This is a genomic window from Variovorax sp. GW823-FHT04F07 (genome assembly GCF_058795995.1).
The window spans coordinates 223,415-243,152 of sequence record NZ_JBXAIG010000008.1; the positions used below are offsets into that span (position 1 = coordinate 223,415).

Below are 19,738 nucleotides of genomic sequence, written 5' to 3' on the forward strand. Positions count from 1 at the left end.
ACGTGCAGACCACCAGGTGCCGACGCCGCAAGCGGCGCCGGCACACCGGTCGGTCAGTGGTGAAGCGCGAGGCCCATGTGGAGCTCGTCGTCGAGCGAAGTCGCCACGGGCGGTGCGTAGGCCGCGAGCGAATCGGCCGAGGACGCCAGCGACAGCACCGTGGGAGACGCCTGCGCGCCCCCGAAGGCCGGCGGGAACGCGGCCTGCAGCAGCGCATGCAGCGACTCCGCGGCGCCGAAGCCCTGCAGCATGTCGGACAGCTGCAGCCCTCCCCATGCCGGACCGTCGCCGAAGGGGAAATGCGGCGCATCGTGCGGTTGCTGTTGCTGCTCGATCGACACCGTGACTTCGTCGATGCCGGCCAGGCCCAGCGAGTCTGCCGAGGTGAAGAGCGCTGCCGCCCCCGCTGCAGGCGTGTAGTTGACGTGCAGCGTCTGCGTGGCCACGTTGCTCGCATCGCCGTCGCGGTCGACCACCTGGTAGCTGAGGGTCTCGTCGTAGTTGTGCGAGGTGGTGGTGCGCGGTGCCACCTGGTAGCTGAACTCGCCCGTGTCGAAGTCCACCACCAGCTTGCCGCCCTTGTCGGTGGCAATGGTGACCTGGTGCGTCGCCTGGTTGTAGCTGTAGTCGCTGCTGGTGGCGGGGCCGGTCTTCGTCATCAGGCCCGTGCTGCTGTCGAAGGCGTAGATGGTGCCGTCGATGGTCAGCGTGGACACATGGCCACCGTCGGCGCCGAAGCCCGACGAGCCACCGAGGCCGCCGGTCAGCAGGTTGCTGACCGTGGGCGGCACGCTGATCGTGCCTTGCAGCATGTCGTTCAGCTGGCTCGTGTCGGTGACGATCTTGCCGTTGGTGTTCGTGCCGGTGTTGCCGTTGTAGGCGATGGGGTCGATGTAGGCCTGCTCCGTCGGGCCCAGGCTGGAACCCAGGCCCAGTGCGAACGAGTTGATCTTGTTGTTGGTGAGGAAGGTCTTCCAGATCGCTTCTTCCGCTGCCTGGATGCCCTTGTCAGCCGCGTTGCTGCTGCTGCTGTTCCCGAGCTGGTCGGGGTTGCCGTCCCCACGCGTCGGCTCGCCGTCCGTGAGGAAGTAGGACACGTTCTGGGCACCCTGCAGCTTGCCGCCAGCCGAGAAACCGCTCATCGCCGAAGCCAGGGCAGCGTCGTAGTTGGTGCTGCCACTGGCCTGCAGGTCCTGCACCAGCGCCTTGGCGTCGGCTGCCGTCATCCAGGCCTGTTGTGCCTGCCCGGTCGTGCTGAAGGTGACGAGCTGCACCCGCACCTCGCCGTACAGGTCGTAGCCGTCGATCAGGTTCTGGACGGCCGCCTTCGCACGGGAAAGCCGCGTCGGCGTCTCCTCCTCCATGCTCCCGGAGAGGTCCAGGATCACCATCAGGTTCGTGTTGATCGGCGCCACGTCGACGGACTGCTCGCCGTTCACGAGCACCGGCGCATCGTCCTTGACGGGCACGTTGAAACCCACCGGCGTCGCGCTGGCTTGGCCGTCGCTCACATGCGCCTCGAAGTGCAGGTTCGACACGCCCTCGCCGTTGCCCGTCGGGTGGTCGATCGGCGCCTTCAGCGTGACGGTGTAGCCCGCCTCGAACTGCCCCGCGCCCGTGGCGCTGACATTGCCCACCGCCACGGTCATCACCTCGGTGGTGACGCCGTCGACGGTGACGCTGCCCGTGAGCGTGTGCGTGCCCGCGTCCCAGGTCCACGACACCGGCTGGCCGCCGGAGGTGACGCCGGCCGGGCCGCTGAGCGACACCGACAGGTCGCCCGCCAGGCTGTCGGGGTCCGCGATGGAGATCTTGCCGGTCGATTGCACCGGCGGCTCGCCCACCGCCGCAATGCCGCCGGGCAGGCTGCCTTCGGAGACGATGCCGGCGTCGGTCGCCGTGGCCGTCGGCGGGTCGTTCACCGGGTTGACGGTCACGGTCACCGTGCTGGTGGTCGTGCCGCCATGGCCGTCACTCACCGTGACGGTGAAGCTGTCGGTGCCGTTGAAGTTGGCGTTGGGAACGTAGGTGTAGGTGCCGTTGGGGTTCACCGTCACCGTGCCGTTCGACGGGTTGCTGCCCTTCACGTAGGTGAGCGTGTCGCCGTCGACGTCGCTGCCGATGATCTGACCGCTGACCGGCGTGTCTTCGTCCGTGGTCTTGGTGTCGTCGGGAGCCTCTGGGGCCTCGTTGACGTTCTGCTCGTTGAGCGTGACGGGGATGTTCGTCGTGACGGTGCCGTCGCTCGCACCGACCACCAGCGCGTGCGCGTTGGCGCCAGCTTCGTAGTCGTTGACGAAGGCTGCAGCGCCTGCCGGGGTGAGGCTGATCTCGCCCGTGAGCGGATCGATGGCGAAGTAGCCGTTGTCGTTGCCCGAGAGGATGCTGTAGGTGACGGTTGCGCTGTCGATGTCGGTGGCTTGGACCGTGCCGAGCACGGTGCCCGCAGTGCGGTTCTCGTCGTAGCCGAAGACGTAGCCGGTGGCGCTGTCGACCGGCGTGCCGCCGCCGTCGACGAACACCGGGGCGTCGTTGACGGGGTTGATGGTCACGGTGACGGTGCTGGTGGTCGTGCCGCCGTGGCCGTCGCTGACCGTCACCGTGAAGCTGTCGGTGCCGTTGAAGTCGGCGCTGGGCGTGTAGGTGTAGGTGCCGTCAGCGTTGACGGTGACCGTGCCGTGCGATGGGTCGCTGCCTTTGGCGTAGGTCAGCGTGTCGCCGTCGACGTCGCTGCCGACCACGCTGCCGCTGACGGGTGTGTCTTCGTCCGTGGTCTTGGCGTAGTCGGGCACCGTCGGTGCGTCGTTGATGTTCTGCTCGTTGAGCGTGACGGGGATGGTGGTCGTGGCCGTGCCATCGGTCGCACCGATCACCAGCGAGTGCGCATTGGCGCCCGCTTCGTAGTCGTTGACGAAGGCTGCAGCACCCGCCGGCGTGAGGCTGATCGCGCCCGTGACCGGGTTGATGGCGAAGTAGCCGTTGTCGTTGCCCGAGAGGATGCTGTAAGTGACGTTCGCGCTGTCGATGTCGGTGGCGTGGACCGTGCCGAGCACGGTGCCTGCGGGGCGGTTCTCGTCGTAGCCGAAGACGTAGCCGGTGGCCGCGTCGACCGGCGTGCCGCCGCCGTCGACGAACACCGGGGCATCGTTGACGGGGTCGATCGTCACGGTGACGGTGCTGGTGGTCGTACCGCCGTGGCCGTCGCTCACTGTGACGGTGAACGTGTCGGTGCCGTTGAAGTTGGCATTCGGGGTGTAGGTATAGGTGCCGTCCGCGTTGACCGTGACCGTGCCGTTCGCGGGATCGCTGCCCTTCGCGTAGGTCAGCGTGTCGCCGTCGACGTCACTGCCGACCACGTTTCCGCTGACGGGCGTGTCTTCGTCCGTGGTCTGGGTGTAGTTGGGCACCGTCGGCGCGTCGTTCACCGGGTCGATCGTGACCGTCACGGTGCTGGTGGTCGTTCCACCGTGACCGTCGCTCACGGTGACGGTGAACGTGTCGGTGCCGTTGAAGTTCGCGCTGGGGACGTAGGTGTAGGTGCCGTCAGCGTTGACCGTGACGGTGCCATGCGCAGGGCCGTTGCCCAGTGCATACGTCAGCGCGTCGCCGTCCACGTCGCTGCCGATCACTTGGCCGCTGACGGGGGTATCTTCGTCCGTGGTCTGGGCGTAGTTGGGCACCGTGGGGGCGTCGTTCACCGGGTCGACGGTGACCGTGATGGTGCTGGTCGTCGTGCCACCGTGGCCGTCGCTCACGGTGACGGTGAACGTGTCGGTGCCGTTGAAGTTGGCGCCAGGGACGTAGGTGTAGGTGCCGTCGGGATTGACCGTGACGGTGCCGTGCGCTGGATCGCTGCCCTTCGTGTAGGTCAACGTGTCGCCGTCGACGTCGCTGCCAACGACCTGGCCATTGACGGGCGTGTCTTCGTTGGTGGTCTCGGTGTAGTTGGGCGCCGTCGGTGCGTCGTTGACCGGGTTGATGGTCACGTTCACCGTGCTGGTGGTCGTCCCACCGTGGCCGTCGCTGACCGTGACCGTGAAGCTGTCGGTGCCATTGAAGTTCGTACCCGGGGTGTAGGTGTACGTGCCATCAGCGTTGACCGTGACCGTGCCATGCGCCGGATCACTGCCCTTGGTGTAGGTCAGCGTGTCGCCGTCGACGTCGCTGCCGACGACCTGGCCGCTGACGGGCGTGTCTTCGTTCGTCGTCTCGGTGTAGTTGGGGACTGTCGGTGCATCGTTGACCGGATCGATCGTGACCGTGATGGTGCTGGTCGTCGTGCCGCCGTGGCCGTCGCTCACCGTGACGGTGAACGTGTCGGTGCCGTTGAAGTTGGCATTCGGGGTGTAGGTATAGGTGCCGTCCGCGTTGACCGTCACCGTGCCGTTCGCGGGGTCGCTACCCTTCACATAAGTCAGCGTGTCGCCATCCACGTCGCTGCCGGTCACTTTTCCGCTGACGGGCGTGTCTTCGTTCGTCGTCTCGGTGTAGTTGGGGACTGTCGGTGCGTCGTTGACCGGGTTGATGGTCACGTTCACTGTGCTGGTGGTCGTACCGCCGTGGCCGTCGCTCACCGTCACGGTGAAGCTGTCGGTGCCATTGAAGTTCGCACCCGGGGTGTAGGTGTACGTGCCATCGGCATTGACCGTCACCGTGCCGTGCGCTGGGTCGCTGCCCTTCGTGTAGGTCAACGTGTCGCCATCGACGTCGCTGCCAACGACCTGGCCGCTGACGGGCGTGTCTTCGTTCGTCGTCTTGGTGTAGTCGGGCACCGTCGGAACGTCGTTCACCGGATCGACGGTGACCGTGATGGTGCTCGTCGTCGTGCCGCCATGGCCGTCGCTCACCGTGACGGTGAACGTGTCAGTGCCGTGGAAATTCGGGTTCGGCGTGTAGACGTACGTGCCATCGGGATTGACCGTGACAGCACCGTTCGAAGGATTGCTGCCCTTGGTGTAGGTCAACGCGTCACCGTCGACGTCGCTGCCGATGACCTTGCCGTTGACGGGCGTGTCCTCGTTCGTGGTCTGGTTGTAGTTGGGCGCCGTGGGGGCATCGTTGACCGGATCGACGGTGACCGTGATGGTGCTGGTCGTCGTACCGCCATGGCCGTCACTGACCGTGACGGTGAACGTATCGGTGCCGTTGAAGTTCGGGTTCGGCGTGTACGTGTAGGTGCCGTCGGGGTTGACGACCACCGAGCCATTCGAGGGATTGCTGCCCTTCGTGTAGGTCAGCGCATCGCCGTCCACATCAGCGCCCGTCACCTTGCCGTTGACGGGCGTGTCTTCGTTCGTGGTCTGGTTGTAGTTGGGCGCCGTCGGTGCGTCGTTGACCGGATTGATGATCACGTTCACGGTGCTGGTGGTGGTGCCGCCGTGGCCGTCGCTCACCGTCACGGTGAAGCTGTCCGTGCCGTGGAAGTTCGCACCGGGGGTGTAGGTGTACGTGCCGTCCGCGTTGACCGTCACAGTGCCATGTGCCGGGTCGCTGCCCTTGGTGTAGGTCAACGTGTCTCCGTCGATGTCGCTGCCAACGACCTGGCCATTGACGGGCGTGTCTTCGTTCGTGGTCTTGGTGTAGTCGGGCACCGTCGGTGCGTCGTTGACCGGGTTGATGGTCACATTCACGGTGCTGGTGACAGTGCCGCCGTGGCCATCGCTCACCGTGACGGTGAAGCTGTCGGTGCCGTGGAAGTTGGCACCGGGGGTGTAGGTGTACGTGCCATCGGCGTTGACCGTGACGGTGCCATGTGCAGGGTCGCTGCCCTTCACGTACGTGAGCGTTTCGCCATCCACGTCACTGCCGACGACCTGGCCGTTGACGGGCGTGTCTTCGTTCGTGGTCTGGTTGTAGTTGGGCACCGTCGGTGCGTCATTCACTGGATCGACCGTGACCGTCACCGTGCTCGTCGTCGTACCGCCATGCCCATCACTCACCGTCACGGTGAACGTATCGGTCCCGTTGAAATTCGGGTTCGGCGTGTAGACATACGTGCCATCGGGATTGACCGTGACCGTGCCGTTCGCCGGATCGCTGCCCTTCACGTACGTCAGCGCATCGCCATCGACGTCGGTGCCGACCACGCTTCCGCTGATCGGCGTGTCTTCGTTCGTCGTCTCGTTGTAGTCGGGCGCCTCGGGCGCGTCGTTGACGGGCGAGACCGTCACCGTCACCGTGCTCGTCGTCGTCCCACCATGGCCATCACTCACCGTGACAGTGAACGTATCGGTTCCATTGAAGTTCGGATTCGGCGTGTAGACATACGTGCCATCGGGATTGACCGTGACCGTGCCGTGCGCCGGGTCGCTGCCCTTCGTGTAGGTCAGCGTGTCGCCGCTGTCGATGTCGGTGCCGGTCACGCGGCCGCTCACGGGCGTGTCTTCGGCCGTGGTCTCCGTGTAGTCGGGTGCGGTGGGTGCGTCGTTGACGGGCGAGACGGTCACGGGCACCGTGACGGTGGTGGTGCCGCCCTTGCCATCGCTGACGGTCACTTCGAAGCTGTCGGGGCCTTCGTAGCCGGGCTTGGGCGTGTAGACGAACTGGCCGGTGGACGGATCGACGGTGACGGTGCCGTGCTCGGGGCCCTTGGCGACGGTGTAGTTCAGCGTGTCACGGTCGGGGTCGGTCGCCTGCACTTGTCCGCTAACAGGCTTGTCTTGATCGGTGACGACAGGATCGGCCTTGCCTTCGGGGCCGCGGTTCTGCGCGGGCAGCAACGGCGGAATGAAGGCCGGGCCACCGCCGCCGCCGCCACCACCACCGCTCGCGGCGGCACCGACGCCCAGCACGCCGAGCGCGCCCAGCAGCCAGCCCGGCACGCCATCGGGCAGCAAGGCGCCGCCGGCGTCGTTCCATTCGATCTCGGTGAAGTGGAAGTCTTTCCAGGGCGCTGTGTACTGGCCCCACCACTGCACGCCGGCACCGTCTTCGAGCACGAGGTCGTTGCGGCCGGCGTCGGGGTACTCGGCGAAGAAGCCGCGCACGGCGACTTCCTGGCCGTCGCGCAGCACGAGCACGAGGTCGTCGCCGCGGCGCTCGAACTTGAGCACGCTCTCGGGCGCGATCTTCAGCGTGACGATCGACGGGCGATCCAGAACCAGAGGGGCTTCCGCCGTCGCTTTGCGGGATGACGCGCCACCAGACTTGTAAACAGCTTCCATGATTGGTCTTTCTCCTTGACTCCGGACCTCGGGCGAGCCCTCGCTTTCAGCGAACAGCCCGGGTCGCACGTTGGGAAATCTCGAAGGCCGCAGGTGGCTCTCGAGGACTCGCCGGCGCGACCCGGTGCGCGGGTCACGCAGGCTTGCGCTTGCATGGGGCGGGATTCTTGGTTCGGGGGGGTGTCCGGACTTTTGCCGGAGAGGCCGTGGCGTTTGCCGTGGCGTACAACTGTTCACAAACGTGTGTGAATGTCGAATACTTCACACGATTGGCGAAAGAAAATCAGCAATTCGCAAGTTGGGAAAGCGAGCGCTGGCGGTCTTTTGGCTTACGGGCTTTTGCCGGAGCGTCCAATTCTTTTGATGGACGGAATCGGCTCGGCTATTTCCTGCAATACCGATCGAGCCCTGTCCAGCACTCCGTTTTCCCTCTGACAGCCCCCCTCGCCACGGCACCTTTTTTAAGGCCTCGGGCGGCAATGGCGGGCGGATCGATCAGGAATGAAGACCGGTCATTGGATGAATTTGCATTTCTTGTGACAATGATTACCAAATTAATTTCTTGGTTACATTGTTTCGGCCACAGGGCGTTCCAACGCGGTGCCGGCGCCCCCTCTTTCCATGTCCTATTGGTCACCTCCGGAGCCCCGGAGAGCTCATCTTCTGGTTGTCGACGACAACGTTGACGAACTCAAGCTTTTGCTGGAAACGCTGCGGGGCACCGGCTACCGCATCACGCTTGCCTTCGACGCGATGGAGGGTTACCGGCGGGCGACGACGCTGCAGATGGACCTGGTGCTGCTGGACGTGCGCCTGGGCGGCACCGACGGGTTTGCCGCCTGCCGCCTGCTGAAGGCCGACCCGGCCACGGCGGACATCCCGGTGATCTTCGTGACCTCGTCGGCCAGCCTGGAAGAGCGCCTGACGGGCCTGCGGGCCGGCGCGGTCGACTACATCGTGAAGCCCTTCGACCCGGCCGAGGTGATGGCCCGCGTCGAGATTCACCTGGCGCTGGCGGAATCCCGCAGGGCGCGCACCGCCCCTGCCCCGCAGCCGGCGCCCCCGCCCGACAGCCCCGCCGCGAACGACGGCGGCGCGCCGGGCTCGGGCATGGACCGCGCGCTCATGCAGGCGGCGGAGCGGTTGATACTGGCCGACCTGAGCCGCGTGCTGCCGCTGCGCGAGCTGGCGGCGCGCGTGGGCACGCATGAAAAGCGCCTGTCGCGCGTGTTCAAGGAGCTGACGAACCGCACGGTGTTCGAGTTCGTGCGCGAGGCGCGGCTGCACGAGGCGCAGCGCCTGCTGCTCGAATCGGCCATGCGCATCGAAGAGATCGCTGCGGCGGTGGGGTTCTCGAGCGCCGCGAATTTCGCGACGGCGTTTCGCGAGTACTTCGACTGCACGCCCTCGGCCTGTCGCCAGGCCGGTGTCGAACGTTCCGGCACCTGACGCGCGATGCATCCGGTGCGCACACGCCCCTGGTGGGCAAGCGGCTTGCTGCTCGGCCTCGCCTTGTGGTTGTGGGGCTTCGCGGCCAGCGCGGCGGAGGCCGTCAGGTTCAGCGCGCTGAACCGGGGCAATGTCTCCGTCGAACAGACCGTCGAAGTGCTGGAAGACCCCACGGCCCGCCTGTCGGCGCGCGAGGTGCTCGCCTTGCCCAGCGGCGGTGCGAACGGGTTCGTACCCGCCACGCCCGACCAGCTGATGCGCGGGTTCTCGACCTCGGCGGTGTGGCTGCGCCTGTCGCTGGTCAACGATGCGCATGAGGTGCGCACGGCGCGGTTCGGGCTCAACGTGACGTGGCTGCGGCATATCGACTTTCATCTGCTGCGCACGCGCAATGGCCAACCCGCATGGACCCACGCGCAGGCCGGCGTGTCCGACCCGATGGACAGCACGCACCGCCACGACCGCATTCCGCAGCTGCAGATCGACCTGCAGCCGGGCGAGTCGGTGCAGGTGCTGGTGCGCGTGATGAGCACGGGCCAGATCAAGCTGGTGCTGGAGCTGCACACCGACGAGGCGTGGCATCACATCGAACGCAACCATGCGCTGCTCAGCGGCCTGCTGATCGGCGGGCTGCTGGCCTTCGCGGTGTATTCGGCGGCGCTGTGGTGGATTTCGCGCGCGCCGATGCTCGCGTTCCAGGCGGGGAGCTTTGCGCTGCTGGCGCTGTACGAGGCCACCTACCGGGGCTATGCGCGCATCGCGCTGTGGCCCGACAGCACCGTCTGGAGCTACCGCGGCCACAGCGTGATGGTGGCGGCGACGGCGCTGTGCCTGCTGCTGTACTTTCACGAGCGCGGCCGCCAGAGCCCGGTGCGCGTGCCGGGGCGCCCGCTGCTGTTCGCGCTGGCCGGCGTCGAGATCGTCGTGCTGCTGGGCACCTTGCTCGGCCCCTACGCGACCTTCGCGGCCATCGGCATCGTGAACGCGCCGCTGATCGTGCTCGCGCTCACGGTCTGCACCTTCATCTACCAGCGGCGCGCCGGGCCGGGCGGGCGGCTGTCGCTGATGGTGATGCTGGTGATCTGCGTGGGCGCGCTGATGCGCATGTCGGCGCTGATGTTCGCGGAGCGTTCGATGTCCGACTTCGACCACTATGCGCTGGCGTTCCCGGGCATGCTGGTGGGCGCGTTCGCGATCACGGCGTGGTCGTTCCAGGAGACGCGCCAGCGCAACGCCGCGCAGCAGACGCTGCTGCAGTGGCAGGCCCAGGAGCAGCAGCGGCTCGAAGAAGAAGTGGTGCGCAAGACCCGCGCCCTGAGCGAGGCGCTGGGCCAGGCCGAGCAGCGCACGCGCGAGCAGAAGGAGCTGCTGGCCTACATCAGCCACGACCTGCGCGCGCCGGTGGCCACCATCCTGGGCAACCTGAAGCTGATGCAGGACGGCAGTGACACGCCGGCGCCCGCGCGGCTCGCCACCATCGAGCGCAGCGCGGCCTACCAGCTGGAGCTGATCGATGACCTGGTCGACTACGCCAAGGGCGAACTGGCGCCGCTGGCCGTCGAGGCGCAGCCGGTGCAGCTGCGCACGCTGGTCGACAACGTCGCGCAGTACGCGCACGCGCTCGCGCAGCGCCAGCACAACAGCTTCGAACTGACGATCGACGGCGAACTGCCGGCCCTGGTCCGCCTGGACGGCAAGCGGCTGCAGCAGGTGGTTCTGAACCTGCTGTCGAACGCGGCCAGGTTCACGCGCAACGGCGCCATCGGGCTGCGCTTGCAGGCACAGCCGAGCGACGGCGCGTGGCAGCTGCATTTCGAGGTGACCGACAGCGGCACGGGCATCGACGCCGACACGCTCGAGCGCATGACGCGCCTGCTGGCCGACAACGCGCCGAGCATGGCGGGCGGCGGGCTCGGGCTGGTGATTGCGCAGCGCATCGTGCAGCGGATGGGCGGGCGGCTCGCCATTCACAGCGGCATGGGCGCGGGGACGCGGGTGGTGTTCTCGCTGTCGACCGAGCCGGCGCCTTCGGATGCGCCTGCACCGCCGCCATCGGAACCCATCGCCGCGCCGCGCCCGCGCGCCAGGCCCCGGGCGCGCGGCCGGCTGCTGCCGGTGCTGACGCCGCTGTCGCCGGCGCAGAAGGACGAACTCGAAGTGCTCGCCCGCGACGGCCGCTGGAGCGACCTGCACGAGTGGGTGAACCGGCTGGCCACGGAGGCGCACAGCCAGCCGATGGTGCTGACGCTTCGCCAGGCGCTGGACCGGCTGGATTTCGAGCAGATCCGGCTGATTGCGCGCGCGGCGCCTTTGCGCCCGCTGTAGCCCGCCCTCGCCCGAAGGGGCGCCGCCGCCAGAACCCATGCGGCCGGCAGGGTCGCCCGATGGGTGGGCTTTCGCTTTCTATTTCGATATATCTAGAATAGTCTCGACCCACTCAAGAAAGCCATCCCCATGCGCCACCTTCACCACGCTCCGCACCACCATCACCACCGCCACGCCCCGCGCGGCGAACACGAAGACGGCCTGGCCGGCGGCGGCCGCGGAATGCGCGGCGGGCGCGGCGGCGGCGCGGGCCGGGTGTTCGGCCACGGCGGGCTGCGCTTCGTGCTGCTGCAACTCATTGCCGACAAGCCCTCGCACGGCTACGAGCTCATCAAGGCCATCGAAGACCGCCTGGGCGGCACCTACGCGCCGAGCCCCGGCGTGGTCTACCCCACGCTCACGCTGCTGGAAGAGCTGGGCTACCTGAGCGTGGAAACCGCCGACGTCGGCGGTCGCAAGCGCTACAGCATCACGCCGAGCGGGCAAGAGTTTTTGGCCGCCAACCGCGAGACGGCCGACGCCATGATGGCCCGCATGGCGGGCGGCGTGGACGGCGCCGGCCCGCGCGCCGGACGGCCCCCGCAGGTCACCCGCGCCATCGAGAACCTCAAGCTCGCGATGCGCCTGCGCCTCGGCGGCGCCCCCCTCACCGAACAACAAGCCCACGAATTCGCCGCGGTGCTCGACAGCGCCGCACAACAGCTCGAACGCATCTGAACCAACCTGACATGACCGACTTCACAACCACTGCGTCCTCTTCCAACACGCCCGACCGCACGCCGCGCCGCGTGCGCCACGAACTGCGCTTTCGCCAACTCACGGTGAAGACCGTGCAGCGCGTGACGCCGCACCTGATCCGCATCACGCTGACCGGCGACGCGCTCGAAGGCTTCACGAGCCCCGGCTTCGACGACCACGCGAAGCTGTTCTTTCCCGATGCCGCCACCGGCCAGCTCACGCTGCCGACCGCCGGCCCCGACGGCCCCGTGTGGCCCGAGGGCGGCCGCCCGGCGATGCGCGACTACACGCCGCGCCGCCACGACGCACAAGCCAACACGCTGGAGATCGACTTCGCGCTGCACGACGCCGGCCCCGCCACGCAATGGGCCGAGCAGGCCAAGCCCGGCGACATCGTCGGCGTGGGCGGCCCGCGCGGCTCGTTCATCGTGCCGACCGAATTCGACTGGCACCTGCTGATCGGCGACGACACCGCCCTGCCCGCCATCTCGCGCCGCCTGGCCGAACTGCCGGCCGGTGCGCGCGTGGTGGTGCTGGCGGAAGTCGACAGCGCGGCCGACGAGATTCCTTTGGAGACGCAGGCCGAGCTCACGCTGCGCTGGGTGCACCGCGAAGGCGCCGCACCGGGACTGAGCCCCGAGCTGGTCGATACGCTGAAAACCATGGCGCTGCCGGACGGCGACTTCCACGCCTGGGTGGGTTGTGAATCGGCGATCGCGAAAGCGCTGCGCGCGCACCTCGTGGGCGAGCGCGGTGCGAACCCGAAGTGGGTTCGGGCGTCGGGTTACTGGCGTCGCGGTGCAGTGGCGACGCACGACACGCACGACGAGTGAAACGCGGCGCAGGCGTCTAACGACGGCGCCTGGGGCTCGTCGTAGAACCAAGCACATCGGACGATTTCCGCCTCCAGTGCCTGGATTCGATGTGCCCAGTCAAGAGCGAACGGCTGGCCCGCACCAGCCTTGATCAGGGCTTGCGCGCCTTCAAACGCTCCAACCCGAAGTTTTCTTGAAAGGCCATGCTTCGAATTTCCTGAGAAGCAATGGCCGCAGATGTTTCGCGCAGCCCAACATCGAGACACGTGACGTTGCCTGGAACCATGCATGTGTTCGTCTTGAGCGCCACATACTTAGCTTCGCCGGCGCGGATCGAAATGTCCATTTCGACAGGCTTCTTCAGCATGTCCCACGCCCACTCCAGGCGCAGCTTGTGGCTGCCTGGCGGCAGCGCAGCCCAGGAATAGCCCCCGGTATCCAGATTGAAGACATTGACGCCATCCACATAGAAATATGCAGATCGAGCGCCCGAAGCGAACGCCTCTTCACGGTAAACGTAGACAACGCCGTCTTCCGGCTTGATGTTCTCCGCGGGTCGGAAAGTCGGCCCCCTCGCATTGGCACAGCCTGCCAACAAAACTGCCGTCAGCACGTACGCGAGTGCTCTTTTTCTGCGCATGTCTTCCCCCCTGTTGAACATCGGCTGATCCTATCTCGGCACCTCGGAGCCAGGAAGCGATCTGGCATCCAGGATGCTTCAACGCAACGTCAGCCGATGACAAGTCGCTTCAGCTTGGCAAGCCTCGCGTCAAAGCCAGCCGACACGCCTGAACCGGTAGTACAGGTACCCGCAGGTGCTGACGATCAGCCCCAGCGCCATCGCATAGCCATAGCGGAATTTCAGCTCGGGCATGTGCTCGAAGTTCATGCCCCAGATGCCCGCGAAGGCGGTGCACACCGCGAAGATGCTGGCCCAGGCGGCGAGCCGCTTGGTCACTTCACTCTCCTCGATGGTGACCATCGAGAGGTTCACCTGCACCGCCGTGGCGATGGTGTCGCGCACCGCGTCGATCGAGCCATTGATGCGCACCAGGTGGTCGCCCACGTCGCGGAAATATTCCTGCGTGCCCACGCAGATCTGCGGCACGCGCCCGCCGTGCAGCTTGCCCGCCGCCTCCACCAGCGGCGCCACCGCGCGCTTGAGGATGAGGCTGCGGCGCTTCAGGTCGTACAGCTGCTTGATCTTGTCGCGCGCCGCACCGCCTTGCGCAAATATCTGCTGCTCGATGGATTCGAGTTCCACTTCGAGCGCGTCGATCACCGGAAAGTAGCGGTCGACCACCGCGTCCATCAGCGCATAGAGCACGAAACCCGCGCCGTTGCGCAGCAGGTCGGGCTCGCGCTCGCAGCGCTCGCGCACGCCCAGGAAGCCCTGCTGGCTGCGGTTGCGCACCGACAGCACGTAGTTGCGGCCGACGAACACGTTGACCTCGCCCACGTTCACGCTGTGCTCGCCTTCGGCTTCAGTCGAGGGCTCGACCAGGTGCATCACGACGAACAGCGAGTCGCCGTACTCCTCCACCTTGGGGCGCTGGTGGCCGTGCTGGGCATCTTCGACGGCCAGCGGGTGCAGGTCGAATTCGTCCTGCATCTGGGCCAGCTCTTCGGGCGTGGCGTCGCTCAGCGCCACCCAGACGAAGCAGCCTGCGCGGGAGATGTAGTCGCTGATGTCCTCGACGGGAATGTCGGCGAGCTTGGCGCCGTTTTCATAGGCCACGCAGTTGATCAGCATCGGAGCACTTCCATCGTCGAACTTGAAGGGAGGTCAGGCCGCCGCATCGGTCGGTGCGGTCGCGGCCAGGCGGGCCGTGTCGGCCAGCGAGGCCTCGATGGCCTGCGTCTCGCGCGCGAGCAGGGCCAACCCCTGGTCGGCGAACGCGCGGTGGCTTGCCACGTCGGCCCACAGGCTCGCCGCGGCTTCGGCACACGTCAGCGACGTGAAGCGGATGCGGCCCTTGGCCAGCGCGACGAAGCGCTCCTCGCGCAGCGGATCGGCCCGGTCCCAGGCGCCGCCGATGAGCACGCGCTTGCCGCGCTTGATGCGCGGTTCGCGCTCGGCGAAGAAAGGCAGCTTGGCGCCGAACCAGCCCGGCAGGCCCGTGTTCAGCGCGGTGTCGAAGGCCGAGGGGGCGGCGTGCGCCTTGGCAAATTCGCGCAGCGTGCCGAGCTGGTAGAGCGCCGGGTCCTTGGCGCCGCCCGTGCCTTCCACGGGCCGGATGACGGACGGGCCGGTGTTGCCCGTGCCCGGGCGCCCTTCGGGCCGTTTCGACTTGCGCAGATCCGCCAGCTGGGCCGGCGACATGCACAGGTACAGCGCCGCAAGGTCAGCGGGCAAGGTGGCGGTGTCCGGGAGCGCGTCCGCTGCAGGGCCTTTGATTTCATCCGACGGGGCCATGGGCGCCTTTGTTCTTCACGCGGGGTTTGCGCCGAGGGATTTTAGGAGGGGCGGTGCAGGCCGCCCGGCCGCGTCAGTGCTCGGGGCCGCCCTGCCCCTGCGGCTCGGGCGCCGGGGCCGGCAGCCATTGCAACTCGTCCGGCAGGTACGGCCGCGACCAGCTCATGCCGTCCAGCCGCACGCGCAGCGTGAGCCCCCGCACTGTGGTCACGGTGCCGGGCTGCCCGTGCACCAGCACCCTGGCGCCCTTGCGGGCAGGCACATGAAATCGTTTCCGGATGTCCTCGTAGCTCACTGGGGTCTCCATCGATGAAGGTTGCGTGCGCCCGCGTAGTCATGCGCATGCGCATGACTACGCACGGGGGAAGCGTTTGGATTCAGGAATGGCCAAGAAGCGCGTGCGGCGGGGCGCCGCGCCTGGAACAGGCCACGTGGTGGATCTGCGCTGGATCCCCACAAAGTTCACGGTCATCGGGCCCGGCATGGTGCCACGCGACGCGACAACCCCCGGCGCTTCTCGACAATGCCGCCCCAGGGGAGGAGTCATGGCGCGCGGAACGCACCAGGCTTCGCGTATAAAATCTTATACATGCGAGTGCGTCAATGGACGAGAAGGAAATCCGCTGGATGGGCTCGTCCTATGCAGACCTGCTGGCCTTTCCCGTGGAACCGCGCCGCGCGGCGGGTTTCGAACTGGGCAAGGTGCAAGCCGGGCTGGACCCGGCGGACTGGAAGCCCTTCAACGATGTGGGGGCCGGCACACGGGAAATCCGGCTGCGGGACGCCAGTGGCATCTACCGCGTGATGTACGTGGCGAAGTTCGAGGAAGCGGTCTATGTCCTGCACTGCTTTCAAAAGAAGACACAGGCCACCAGCCCGCAAGACAAGGCCATCGCAGAAGCGCGCTACCGCGCCGTGATCCACGCCAGGAAGGACAGACCATGAAGACAGACACCGCCATCCGCCACGTCACGCCGCCGGGCGCCAACCTCTTCCTCGAGCTGGGTTTTGCGCCGGCCGAGGCCCGCCGCCTGCAGGCCGCATCGCACAAGCAGATCAACGACACGCGGCTGCTGAAGCAGCAACTCATGGAAGCGCTGGCCGACTGGATCGCCGAGCATCAGTTGAAGCAGGCCGAGGCGGCCGAGATCCTGATGGTCTCGCGCCCCCGGGTGTCGGACGTAGTGAACAAGAAAACGACCAAGTTCACCATCGACACGCTGGTCGAAATGCTCAGCCGCATCGGCAAGCCGGTCACGTTGACCGTCGGCTGATCCCCGTCCGCCCGTCCCCGATAATCGCCCGAGTGAAAACGACGACTGCCCACCCCGCCCCCTCCTCCAGCGACTTCTCCGGGCACACGCCCATGATGGCGCAGTACCTGGGCCTCAAAGCCGACCATCCGGACACCCTGCTGTTCTACCGGATGGGCGATTTCTACGAACTGTTCTGGGCCGACGCCGAAAAGGCCTCGCGCCTGCTCGACATCACGCTCACCCAGCGCGGCCAGTCGGCCGGGCAGCCGGTGCTGATGTGCGGCGTACCCTTCCACTCGGTCGACACCTACCTCGCGCGGCTCATCAAGCTGGGTGAATCGGTCGCCATCTGCGAGCAGGTGGGCGAGGTCGGCGCCAGCAAGGGGCCGGTCGAACGCAAGGTGGTGCGGGTGGTCACGCCCGGCACGCTGACCGACTCGGAACTGCTCAACGACAAGAGCGATTCGCTGCTGCTCGCCGTGCACGCGGGCACGCGCAATTTCTGCGGGCTGGCCTGGCTCAGCGTGACGGGCGCCGAGCTGCGGCTGGCCGAGTGCCCGGCCGATGCACTCGAAGCGTGGATCGCGCGCATCGCACCGAGCGAGCTGCTGTACAGCGCCGAGGTCACGCCCGCCTTCGAGCAGCGTCTGAAGGCCGCGCGCGCGGCCGTGCCGTTCACGCTGTCGCTGCGTCCGGCCTGGCAGTTCGATCCCGGCCTGGGCGAACGCAAGCTCAGCGAGCAGATGGGCAGCCACAGCCTCGCGGCGTGGAACGCCGAATCGCTGGGCAACGCGCACGCCGCCGCCGCCGCGCTGCTGGGCTATGCCGAGCACACGCAGGGCCGCGCGCTGTCGCACGTGCAGCGGCTGTCGGTGGAACGCGACGGCGACCTGATCGAGCTGCCGCCCACCACACGCCGCAACCTGGAGCTGGTGCAGACGCTGCGCGGCGAAGACTCGCCCACGATGTTCTCGCTGCTCGACACCTGCATGACGGGCATGGGCAGCCGCCTGCTCAAGCGCTGGCTGCTCTCGCCGCGCCGCGACCGCAGCGAAGCCCAAGGCCGACTCGACGCCATCGGTGCGCTGCAGTCCCCCGGGCCCGGCGCCACCGCCGCGCCCTGGCGCACGCTGCGCGAGCAACTGAAGAACACGAGCGATGTGGAACGCATCGCGGCACGCATCGCGCTGCGCCAGGTGCGCCCGCGCGAACTGGTGGCGCTGCAGCTCGCGCTGGCGAAGGCCGAGCAGCTGGCGCCGCTGCTGCCGGGCGCCGCCGCGCTGCTGGCGCAGATCACCGAGCGCCTGGCGCCGCCGCCGGGCTGCGCCGACCTGCTGGTGCGCGCGATCAAGCCCGATCCGTCGGCGCTGGTGCGCGACGGCGGCGTGATCGCCACCGGCCACGACGCCGAGCTCGACGAGCTGCGCGAGATCAGCGAGAACTGCGACGACTTTTTGCTCAAGCTCGAGATCAGCGAGCGCGAGCGCACCGGCATCAGCAACCTGCGCGTGCAGTTCAACCGCGTGCACGGCTTCTACATCGAGGTGACGCAAAGCGCGCTCTCGAAGGTGCCCGACAACTACCGCCGCCGCCAGACGCTGAAGAACGCCGAGCGCTTCATCACGCCCGAACTCAAGGCCTTCGAAGACAAGGCGCTGAGCGCGCAAGACCGCGCACTGGCGCGCGAGAAGTGGCTGTACGAGCAGCTGCTCGACGCCCTGCAGCCCTCGGTGCCCGCGCTCACGCAGTTGGCCGGCGGCATTGCCGCGCTCGACGCGCTGTGCGCGCTGGCCGAGCGCTCGCACACGCTGAACTGGCGCGCGCCGACCTTCGTGTCGCACCCGTGCATCGAGATCCAGCAGGGCCGCCACCCGGTGGTGGAGGCGCGACTGGCCGAGAAGTCGTCGGGCGGCTTCATTGCCAACGACACGCAGATGGGGCCGCAGCAGCGCATGCAGATCATCACCGGCCCGAACATGGGCGGTAAGTCGACCTACATGCGGCAGGTGGCGATCGTGGTGCTGCTGGCCTCCATCGGCTCGCACGTGCCGGCCACGGCCTGCCGGCTCGGGCCGATCGACGCGATCCACACGCGCATCGGCGCGGCGGACGACCTGGCCAACGCGCAGTCGACCTTCATGCTCGAGATGACCGAGGCCGCGCAAATCTTGCACAGCGCCACGGCGCAGTCGCTGGTGCTGATGGACGAAATCGGCCGCGGCACCAGCACCTTCGACGGCCTGGCGCTGGCGGCCGGCATCGCGGCGCAGCTGCACGACCGCAGCAAGGCCTTCACGCTGTTCGCCACGCACTACTTCGAGCTCACCGAGTTTCCGGCCACGCACCACGGCGCCGTGAACATGCACGTGAGCGCGACCGAGTCGGGCCGCGACATCGTGTTCCTGCACGAAATGCAGCCCGGCCCGGCCAGCAAGAGCTACGGCATCCAGGTGGCGCGCCTCGCAGGCATGCCCGCGGCGGTGGTCAACCATGCCCGCCAGGCCCTCGACGCGCTCGAATCGCAGCATGCGCAAACGCGTGCGCAGGTCGACCTGTTCGCGCCGCCACCGGCCACCGAAACCCCCATGGCCAGCGCCGTAGAATCCGCGCTGGCTGCCCTCGACCCGGACGCCATGAGCCCGCGCGAAGCCCTCGACGCGCTCTATGCCCTCCAGAAACTGAACGCACGTGAACGCAGTACCGCATGAGCGGGCCCAGTTCCTGCAAGGCGAACCCATGACTTATTGCGTAGGCATCAAACTCAACGCCGGCCTGGTGTTTCTTTCCGACTCGCGCACGAACGCGGGGGTGGACCACATCAGCACCTTCCGCAAGATGATCGTCTACGAGCAGCCGGGCGACCGCGTCATGGTGCTGCTGTCGTCGGGCAACCTGAGCATCTCGCAGTCGGTGCGCGAAATCCTGCAGATCGAAGAGCTGCGCGAAACGCGCGAAGACGGCACGCAGGGCGAACCCATCACCATCTGGAACGCCAAGAGCATGTTCGACGCCGCGCGCGTGCTGGGCTCGGCCGTGCGTCACGTGTACGACCGCGATGCCGAAGCGCTCAAGCATGCAGGGCTGGACTTCAACGTGTCGTTCATCTTCGGCGGGCAGGTCAAGGGCGAAGGCATGCGCCTGTTCCTGGTCTACGCCGCGGGCAACTTCATCGAAGCGACCACCGAGACGCCCTACTTCCAGGTGGGCGAGTCGAAGTACGGCAAGCCCGTGCTCGACCGCGTGCTCACGCCCGAGACGCCGCTGGACGAAGCCGCCAAGTGCGCGCTGGTGTCGATGGACTCGACCATGAAGTCGAACCTGTCGGTCGGCCTGCCGCTGGACCTCGTGGTGTACGAGGCCAACAAGCTCGAGACCGACCGCGTGATCTGCATCGACGCCGACAACCCCTACTACCGCATGATGCACAACAGCTGGGGCCAGAAGCTGCGCGAGGTGTTCGACAGCATCGAAGACCCGGTGTGGGACGACAGCGCCACCGAACACCCGCTGCGGATGCCGGCCACGCGCCACAGCCCGCTGCGGAAAATCTCGACCCCCGACGAAAAGCTCATCTGA

At 67.3% G+C, this 19,738-nt stretch carries 13 protein-coding genes; 8 read left to right on the top strand and 5 right to left on the bottom strand.

Annotated features, from left to right (window positions below; translation table 11 throughout):
• Positions 1-53 precede the first annotated feature (53 nt).
• The gene (locus AC1RAA_RS28445) at positions 54-7,163 is read right to left on the bottom strand and encodes a tandem-95 repeat protein (protein ID WP_492727783.1); all 7,110 of its coding nucleotides are present in this window, start codon (positions 7,161-7,163) and stop codon (positions 54-56) included.
• Positions 7,164-7,784: 621 nt separating this feature from the next.
• Between AC1RAA_RS28445 and AC1RAA_RS28450 the strand changes: the two genes are divergently transcribed.
• The 4 genes from AC1RAA_RS28450 to AC1RAA_RS28465 all read left to right on the top strand — a co-directional run bounded on the left by AC1RAA_RS28450 (position 7,785) and on the right by AC1RAA_RS28465 (position 12,508).
• Complete coding sequence (locus tag AC1RAA_RS28450) at positions 7,785-8,612, top strand: response regulator transcription factor (RefSeq protein ID WP_070062643.1); 828 nt, start codon at positions 7,785-7,787, stop codon at positions 8,610-8,612.
• A 15-nt stretch (positions 8,613-8,627) separates the two neighbouring features.
• A complete protein-coding gene (locus AC1RAA_RS28455; protein WP_492727784.1) occupies positions 8,628-10,937 on the top strand; it encodes a sensor histidine kinase in 2,310 nt (769 codons plus the stop codon).
• Between the two features lie 129 nt (positions 10,938-11,066).
• Positions 11,067-11,654, top strand: coding sequence for a PadR family transcriptional regulator (locus AC1RAA_RS28460; RefSeq protein ID WP_062474958.1), 588 nt, complete (start codon positions 11,067-11,069; stop codon positions 11,652-11,654).
• An 11-nt stretch (positions 11,655-11,665) separates the two neighbouring features.
• Positions 11,666-12,508 (top strand): siderophore-interacting protein, encoded by an 843-nt coding sequence (locus AC1RAA_RS28465; protein WP_492727785.1) that lies wholly within the window; start codon positions 11,666-11,668, stop codon positions 12,506-12,508.
• A 133-nt stretch (positions 12,509-12,641) separates the two neighbouring features.
• Here AC1RAA_RS28465 and AC1RAA_RS28470 read toward each other — a convergent pair whose 3' ends face one another.
• From AC1RAA_RS28470 to AC1RAA_RS28485, 4 genes are all read right to left on the bottom strand, one after another.
• Positions 12,642-13,151, bottom strand: coding sequence for a DUF2846 domain-containing protein (locus AC1RAA_RS28470; RefSeq protein ID WP_492727786.1), 510 nt, complete (start codon positions 13,149-13,151; stop codon positions 12,642-12,644).
• A 108-nt stretch (positions 13,152-13,259) separates the two neighbouring features.
• Entirely contained in the window at positions 13,260-14,243 is a 984-nt protein-coding gene (corA, locus tag AC1RAA_RS28475) for a magnesium/cobalt transporter CorA (RefSeq protein WP_492727787.1), read from the bottom strand.
• A 33-nt stretch (positions 14,244-14,276) separates the two neighbouring features.
• Positions 14,277-14,846 (bottom strand): hypothetical protein, encoded by a 570-nt coding sequence (locus tag AC1RAA_RS28480; protein ID WP_492727788.1) that lies wholly within the window; start codon positions 14,844-14,846, stop codon positions 14,277-14,279.
• Between the two features lie 133 nt (positions 14,847-14,979).
• Complete coding sequence (locus AC1RAA_RS28485) at positions 14,980-15,168, bottom strand: polysaccharide deacetylase (protein WP_354344848.1); 189 nt, start codon at positions 15,166-15,168, stop codon at positions 14,980-14,982.
• A 341-nt stretch (positions 15,169-15,509) separates the two neighbouring features.
• Between AC1RAA_RS28485 and AC1RAA_RS28490 the strand changes: the two genes are divergently transcribed.
• The 4 genes from AC1RAA_RS28490 to AC1RAA_RS28505 are packed head-to-tail and all read left to right on the top strand — an operon-like array spanning position 15,510 to position 19,738.
• Positions 15,510-15,851 (top strand): type II toxin-antitoxin system RelE/ParE family toxin, encoded by a 342-nt coding sequence (locus tag AC1RAA_RS28490; protein WP_492727789.1) that lies wholly within the window; start codon positions 15,510-15,512, stop codon positions 15,849-15,851.
• Positions 15,848-16,180 (top strand): helix-turn-helix domain-containing protein, encoded by a 333-nt coding sequence (locus AC1RAA_RS28495; RefSeq protein WP_159270960.1) that lies wholly within the window; start codon positions 15,848-15,850, stop codon positions 16,178-16,180. Before AC1RAA_RS28490 ends, AC1RAA_RS28495 begins: the two co-directional genes overlap by 4 nt.
• A gap of 32 nt (positions 16,181-16,212) precedes the next feature.
• Positions 16,213-18,870 (top strand): DNA mismatch repair protein MutS, encoded by a 2,658-nt coding sequence (gene mutS, locus AC1RAA_RS28500; RefSeq protein ID WP_095746137.1) that lies wholly within the window; start codon positions 16,213-16,215, stop codon positions 18,868-18,870.
• Between the two features lie 28 nt (positions 18,871-18,898).
• Positions 18,899-19,738, top strand: a complete 840-nt coding sequence (locus AC1RAA_RS28505; RefSeq protein ID WP_062474940.1) for a proteasome-type protease — start codon at positions 18,899-18,901, stop codon at positions 19,736-19,738.

What these genes read in the sequence shown, in the direction of transcription:
- AC1RAA_RS28445 (WP_492727783.1), bottom strand. Translation starts at nt 7,163, where the DNA reads ATGGAAGCTGTTTACAAGTCTGGTGGCGCGTCATCCCGCAAAGCGACG.
- AC1RAA_RS28450 (WP_070062643.1), top strand. Translation starts at nt 7,785, where the DNA reads ATGTCCTATTGGTCACCTCCGGAGCCCCGGAGAGCTCATCTTCTGGTT.
- AC1RAA_RS28460 (WP_062474958.1), top strand. Translation starts at nt 11,067, where the DNA reads ATGCGCCACCTTCACCACGCTCCGCACCACCATCACCACCGCCACGCC.
- AC1RAA_RS28465 (WP_492727785.1), top strand. Translation starts at nt 11,666, where the DNA reads ATGACCGACTTCACAACCACTGCGTCCTCTTCCAACACGCCCGACCGC.
- AC1RAA_RS28470 (WP_492727786.1), bottom strand. Translation starts at nt 13,151, where the DNA reads ATGTTCAACAGGGGGGAAGACATGCGCAGAAAAAGAGCACTCGCGTAC.
- corA (WP_492727787.1), bottom strand. Translation starts at nt 14,243, where the DNA reads ATGCTGATCAACTGCGTGGCCTATGAAAACGGCGCCAAGCTCGCCGAC.
- AC1RAA_RS28490 (WP_492727789.1), top strand. Translation starts at nt 15,510, where the DNA reads ATGGACGAGAAGGAAATCCGCTGGATGGGCTCGTCCTATGCAGACCTG.
- AC1RAA_RS28495 (WP_159270960.1), top strand. Translation starts at nt 15,848, where the DNA reads ATGAAGACAGACACCGCCATCCGCCACGTCACGCCGCCGGGCGCCAAC.
- AC1RAA_RS28505 (WP_062474940.1), top strand. Translation starts at nt 18,899, where the DNA reads ATGACTTATTGCGTAGGCATCAAACTCAACGCCGGCCTGGTGTTTCTT.